The following is a 5752-nucleotide window of genomic DNA, read 5'->3' as shown; positions in this document are numbered from 1 at the left end:
AAGACCACACCACTATTGGCGATGGCGTTATGATTGGTGCAGGTTCAGGTGTTGCTGCTGATGTGGAAGCCGGAAAGGCAGTGCTAGGATATCCTGCAATTGATGCCAAAGACGCTTTAAGACAATGGGCAATTTTAAAAAGAATGGTAAACGATTCAAAAAAATAAAGTAATATTGTAATAACTATAAAACAAAAATCTATGTATCAAAAACCTTCTGCGGCGTTTATTGCTGCATCTTGGATTGCATTAGGAACTGGAATGATTGGTTATTTAATCGGATTATTCAGAGCTGATATGCTATTAAACGAAAAAGGATATTACTTCACAGTTTTAATGTTCGGACTTTTCGCTGTGGTTTCTTTACAAAAAAGTGTTAGAGACCGCTTAGAAAATATTCCTGTAACCGATTTATATTACGGAATTTGCTGGTTTGCCACCATATTATCAATTGTTTTATTAATTGTAGGATTGTGGAATGCTACTTTACTTCCGAGTGAAAAAGGTTTTTATGCATTTTCTTTTTTACTTTCTATTTTTGGAGCCATAACAGTACAGAAAAACACTAGAGATAGTCAAGCTCGAGATACTAATTCACAACAATAAAAATTAACATTAGTTAAATTTATTCCAAATCCATCTAAAGAATTTATTTTTCAGATGGATTTTGTATTTTAGCCAACCAATAAAACAACAAAACCCAAATGGACATTAATTTCAATAAAAACGAAGATCATAACAAACTTTTACTTTCCGATTTAAAAAACCGATTTGCCCAAGTTAAATTAGGTGGCGGACAAAAACGTATCGAAAAATTACACGCTGAAGGTAAAATGACAGCTCGTGAACGTATTGATTATCTTTTAGATGAAAAGGCAAAAAGCATTGAAATTGGTGCATTTGTTGGAGATGGTATGTACAAAGAACATGGCGGTTGTCCTTCTGGAGGAGTTGTTGTGAAAATCGGATTTATTTCTGGAAAACAGTGCATCGTGGTAGCTAATGACGCTACAGTAAAAGCAGGTGCTTGGTTTCCAATTACTGGAAAAAAGAATCTTCGCGCGCAAGAAATTGCCATGGAAAACCGTTTGCCAATCATTTATTTAGTGGATTCAGCTGGAGTTTATTTACCAATGCAAGACGAAATTTTTCCAGACAAAGAACATTTTGGTCGTATTTTTAGAAATAATGCCATCATGAGCAGTATGGGAATTACCCAAATTGCCGCTGTTATGGGAAGTTGTGTTGCTGGTGGTGCTTATTTACCTATTATGAGCGATGAAGCCATGATTGTAGATAAAACCGGTAGTATTTTCTTAGCTGGAAGTTATTTAGTAAAAGCCGCAATTGGAGAAACAATTGATAACGAAACTCTTGGTGGAGCAACAACACATTGCGAAATTTCAGGCGTGACGGATTATAAAGCGAAAGATGATAAAGATGCTTTAGATAGAATTAAAAGTATCGTAGGTAAAATTGGTGATTTCGATAAAGCAGGATACAATCGTGTGAAAGCCGAAAAACCAGCTTTAGAACCAAAAGATATTTACGGAATTTTACCAAAATCGAGAGCTGATCAATACGATATGTATGAAATCATCAAACGTTTGGTAGACAATTCAGAATTTGACGAATACAAAGGTGATTACGGAAAAACCTTAATTACAGCCTACGCTCGCATCGATGGTTGGGCAGTTGGAATTGTTGCGAACCAACGTAAAATTGTAAAAAACGCTAAGGGTGAAATGCAGTTTGGTGGAGCAATTTATTCCGATTCTGCGGATAAAGCGACACGTTTTATTGCCAATTGTAACCAAAAGAAAATTCCATTAGTTTTTGTGCAAGATGTTACTGGATTTATGGTAGGTTCCAAATCAGAACACGGAGGAATTATAAAAGACGGAGCAAAAATGGTGAATGCGATGGCGAATTCGGTTGTACCAAAATTTACTGTGATTGTCGGAAACTCATACGGTGCTGGGAATTATGCGATGTGTGGAAAAGCTTATGATCCAAGGTTAATCTTCGCTTGGCCAAGTGCAGAATTAGCGGTTATGGGTGGAACGCAAGCGGCAAAAGTATTAGCACAAATTGAAGCATCATCTTTAAAAGCAAAAGGCGAAGTCATCGATGAGGTAAAAGAAAAAGAGTTATTCGATAAAATCAAAGCAAGATATGACGAACAAGTTTCACCATACTACGCTGCTTCTCGTTTGTGGACAGATGCTATTATTGATCCATTAGAAACCAGAAATTGGATTTCTATGGGAATTGAAGCAGCCAACCACGCACCTATTGAGAAACAGTTTAATTTAGGGGTGATTCAAGTCTAATTCATAACACGAATTTCACGAATTGACACAAATTAATTCGTGAAAATTCGTGAAATTCGTGTTTAATACCAATTCATCTTCGTTGAATAAATATTGATAATCAAAATTCTATTTTCTTCTATCCGATATACGATTTTAAAATTCCATTTTGGAAAATACCGAATCATTTCATCATTAAATAAAGGTTCTTTTGGATTTTTATGCGGAAATTTTGCTAAATCATCTCCCAAATTTAACAAAGTCTCAATTACCATTTCTGCGTTTTGAGGACTATTTTGAAAAATAAAATTATGAATTGTTTCGAGGGAATCTAAAGAAGCTTTTGACCAAACTACAGATTTCATTTCTTAAAAATCTTATTTCTTATTGTTTCGGAATTATACACATCATTTTCTTCTGAAACTTTGAGAATTGCCTCAATTTCTTGCTTATATTCGGCAACAGAAAGTAATTTGCCATTAACATCATAAACATATCCTTCATCATTCAAAAGTTGGTCAATTTTATTCAAAACATCTTCGTTTTGGATATCCAAAATTCGATGAATAATACTTTTTCTGTGTGTTTCAATATTCATGAGTAAACTGATTTACACAAAGATAAATATTATTTCAATTACTTTATCTTTGCATCATGTCAAAATCGCTTTTCCAACCTTTCAAAACCAATATTTCAGGTATTTCTTTACCCGAAAAATTCACGTTCCCTTTTTATTATGAACCGCATGAATTAACTAGGATTGCTACAACTGAATTGCAATCGTATTTAGAAAAGCAAACCGATTTTGAACACAATTTCGGTTTGAAAGAAAATCAAGAAGGTTTAGTAATTGGAAAAATGTTTGGTGTTTTAGTTTGTCAAAATCAAGAAGGAGAATTAGGCTATTTATGGGCTTTTTCTGGAAAACTGGCTGGTGTGAATCACCTTCCCTATTTTGTTCCAACGATTTTTGATATGTTGCATGAAGATGGATTTTTCAGAAAAGAAGAAGAAGTTTTGAATGCAATCAATCGTCAAATCGAAATTTTAGAAAATTCCGACGAACTTCAAAACAAGAAAAATCAATTAGACGTTACTAAAATTGAAGCTTTAACCGATATTCAAAATCAGAAAGATAAAATCAAAAGATTAAAGTTGGAACGCGATGAAAAACGAATTTCATTCACCAATTTATCTTCAGCTGAAATTGAACAATTAGAATTAGAACTTTCGGAAGAAAGCAAAAAAGAGAGCATTTTACTCAAAAAAATGACCAAATATTGGAATTTTCAAATTGAAAATGCACAAAAAGAAGTCAATTTGCTTTTAGATGAAATCAATCAGTTAAAAGAAGATCGCCGAATAAAATCAGGAGCATTACAACAAAAACTGTTTGCAGAATATTCGTTTTTAAATCAATTTGGTGAACGAAAAAGCATTGGAGAAATTTTCAATAATAATCCGCCAGCTGGAGCTGGTGAATGTGCTGCACCAAAGTTATTGCATTACGCTTTCGAACATAATTTGAAACCAATCGCAATGGCTGAATTTTGGTGGGGACAATCGCCAAAATCGGAAATTCGTAAACACAAACAATTTTATCCCGCTTGTAAAAGTAAGTGCGAACCTATTTTGTTATCACACATGTTGCAAGGTTTGGAAATGGAAGCAAATCCGTTTCAGGAAAATCCAGCGGAAGGAAAAAACATTGAAATTGTTTATGAAGATGACGTTTTAGCAATAATAAATAAACCCGCAGAATTTCTATCTGTTCCTGGAAAAATCATATCAGATTCTGTTTACCAAAGAGTCAAAGAATTATATCCAAATGCAACTGGGCCATTAATTGTACATCGTTTAGACATGTCGACATCAGGTTTAATGTTGATTGCAAAAGACGAAGAAACGTATGTAAAACTGCAAAGTCAGTTCATCAAAAGAACGATTAAAAAGCGATATGTTGCTTTATTAGATGGTGTTTTAGAAGGAAATGAAGGTTTTATCGATTTACCATTGAGAGTAGATTTGGACGATAGACCACGACAATTGGTTTGTTACGAACACGGAAAACCAGCGCAAACCAAATGGAAAAAAATTGAAGTTAGAAACAATCAAACTTTGGTTTACTTCTATCCTATTACAGGAAGAACGCATCAATTACGAGTGCATGCTTCACACGAATTAGGATTAAAAACTCCAATTATTGGCGATGATTTGTATGGAAAAAAAGCTGATCGTTTACGCTTACATGCAGAAAGTTTGACTTTTGAACATCCGATTTCGAGAGAAAAAATGACAATTACAAAAGAAGCAACATTTTAAAAAAGTGAGTTTCTTATAATTGAAACCCACTTTTTATTTAATTGAATTTACAATCAAGATTTTATAAGTTTAATTCTAAAATCTTTCTACTTTAATTATTTCAAAATTTTTCTCACCAGATCCAAAATCCCATTTTATTTGATCCCCAGTTTTATTTCCAACTAAAGCTAATCCAACATCACCAACAATTGATTCTGTATTATTTCTTCTTTTAGCTTTTGATGGTGCTACAAAAGTAAAATCTTGCAATTCATTTGTTAGGATATCTTTAATAGTAACTCTGCAGTCAATGGTAACCACATTATTTGGTAATTCTCTGCGTCTAATTTGTTTCGCACGCTTTAATTGCACTACTAATTGATCTTCCACAAACGGAGTCACTTTTTTTCTTCTTAGTAAATCTTTAATTAAATCATAAATTCCTGTTGTTAATATAATATCTTGATTCATTTTTTTATTTTTTTATAAATGCCTGAATGAAACCTAAAGAAATACCCAACCAAATTCAAGTATGAATCCAGCACAAAAGCATCAAAAAAGGCAAATAATTATTATTTATTTTGAGTAAGAAAATAGAAATTTCCCTGTCTTGGGCTTGACAGGGATTATTTAATGAAGACTTTTGAACTTTTTAAAAAAGAATCATCATGTAAATAATTCAAAGTGATGAAACTTCGAACTATAAGTATGTTAAAAAAAGTAGACTGATTCATTTCAAATAAATATCTTCAAATTTATAACTATTTCATACGACTAAAAAAAATTTAACAATTCATTATCCTTTATTGGTAAAACATAGTTCTCTTATTTTTTACTTTATAATTACGATTTTATTTTATTTAAATTATAAGTTTTTAAATTCAAACTCTTATATTTAGATTTTGAAAACTATCCTTATGAAAAACAGTTTTTTAGTTATCCTAGCGATATTAGGAATCCAACAAATTAGTGCTCAATTTACCCGTCGCGACTCTTTACAAGGTGGTTTACGCATTGAAAGAACTTCCTATGATGTTAAACGCTATGATTTAAATATTACCATAAATCCAGAGCAAAAAAGTATAAAAGGTTTTAATGAAATTACTTTTGAAGTGATGGTTCCAACTCAAAAAATTCAAT

General features: G+C 32.4%; 6 protein-coding genes and 2 pseudogenes. 5 read left to right on the top strand and 3 right to left on the bottom strand.

Annotated features, from left to right (window positions below; translation table 11 throughout):
• From L6Q46_RS12345 to L6Q46_RS12335, 3 genes and pseudogenes are all read left to right on the top strand, one after another.
• Positions 1–167 (top strand): annotated as a pseudogene (locus L6Q46_RS12345) (UDP-3-O-(3-hydroxymyristoyl)glucosamine N-acyltransferase); the annotation flags it as partial.
• Positions 168–200: 33 nt separating this feature from the next.
• Positions 201–605: an inner membrane protein YiaA gene (yiaA, locus tag L6Q46_RS12340; protein ID WP_111567178.1), complete on the top strand. Its 405-nt coding sequence runs from the start codon at positions 201–203 to the stop codon at positions 603–605.
• A gap of 98 nt (positions 606–703) precedes the next feature.
• Entirely contained in the window at positions 704–2332 is a 1629-nt protein-coding gene (locus L6Q46_RS12335; RefSeq protein ID WP_291284557.1) for a carboxyl transferase domain-containing protein, read from the top strand.
• Positions 2333–2394: 62 nt separating this feature from the next.
• On the opposite strand, the gene L6Q46_RS12330 is transcribed toward L6Q46_RS12335, so the two are convergent.
• On the bottom strand, positions 2395–2676 hold the full coding sequence (locus L6Q46_RS12330; RefSeq protein ID WP_291284556.1) for a type II toxin-antitoxin system RelE/ParE family toxin: 282 nt from the start codon (positions 2674–2676) through the stop codon (positions 2395–2397).
• Positions 2673–2909 carry a hypothetical protein gene (locus L6Q46_RS12325; RefSeq protein WP_291284555.1) on the bottom strand — a complete coding sequence of 79 codons (237 nt, stop codon included), beginning with the start codon at positions 2907–2909 and terminating at the stop codon, positions 2673–2675. Before L6Q46_RS12325 ends, L6Q46_RS12330 begins: the two co-directional genes overlap by 4 nt.
• A gap of 56 nt (positions 2910–2965) precedes the next feature.
• Here L6Q46_RS12325 and L6Q46_RS12320 point away from each other — a divergent pair, with 56 nt between their 5' ends.
• Positions 2966–4633 (top strand): RluA family pseudouridine synthase, encoded by a 1668-nt coding sequence (locus tag L6Q46_RS12320; RefSeq protein ID WP_291284554.1) that lies wholly within the window; start codon positions 2966–2968, stop codon positions 4631–4633.
• 75 nt (positions 4634–4708) lie between these two features.
• Here the strand turns inward: L6Q46_RS12320 and L6Q46_RS12315 are convergent, their stop codons facing one another.
• Entirely contained in the window at positions 4709–5083 is a 375-nt protein-coding gene (locus L6Q46_RS12315) for a GreA/GreB family elongation factor (protein ID WP_111567176.1), read from the bottom strand.
• 446 nt (positions 5084–5529) lie between these two features.
• Here L6Q46_RS12315 and L6Q46_RS12310 point away from each other — a divergent pair.
• Positions 5530–5752, top strand: a pseudogene (locus tag L6Q46_RS12310) (M1 family peptidase); the annotation flags it as partial.

Origin of the sequence: Flavobacterium sp., from assembly GCF_023151265.1 — a bacterium.
GTDB lineage: Bacteria > Bacteroidota > Bacteroidia > Flavobacteriales > Flavobacteriaceae > Flavobacterium.
The sequence above is the reverse complement of the archived record's forward strand: the minus strand, read 5'-3'. Positions and strand labels throughout refer to the sequence as shown.

Bases quoted from the DNA above. Each gene is read 5' to 3' on its own strand.
- yiaA (WP_111567178.1), top strand. From the start codon at position 201: ATGTATCAAAAACCTTCTGCGGCGTTTATTGCTGCATCTTGGATTGCA.
- L6Q46_RS12320 (WP_291284554.1), top strand. From the start codon at position 2,966: ATGTCAAAATCGCTTTTCCAACCTTTCAAAACCAATATTTCAGGTATT.
- L6Q46_RS12335 (WP_291284557.1), top strand. From the start codon at position 704: ATGGACATTAATTTCAATAAAAACGAAGATCATAACAAACTTTTACTT.
- L6Q46_RS12315 (WP_111567176.1), bottom strand. From the start codon at position 5,083: ATGAATCAAGATATTATATTAACAACAGGAATTTATGATTTAATTAAA.
- L6Q46_RS12330 (WP_291284556.1), bottom strand. From the start codon at position 2,676: ATGAAATCTGTAGTTTGGTCAAAAGCTTCTTTAGATTCCCTCGAAACA.
- L6Q46_RS12325 (WP_291284555.1), bottom strand. From the start codon at position 2,909: ATGAATATTGAAACACACAGAAAAAGTATTATTCATCGAATTTTGGAT.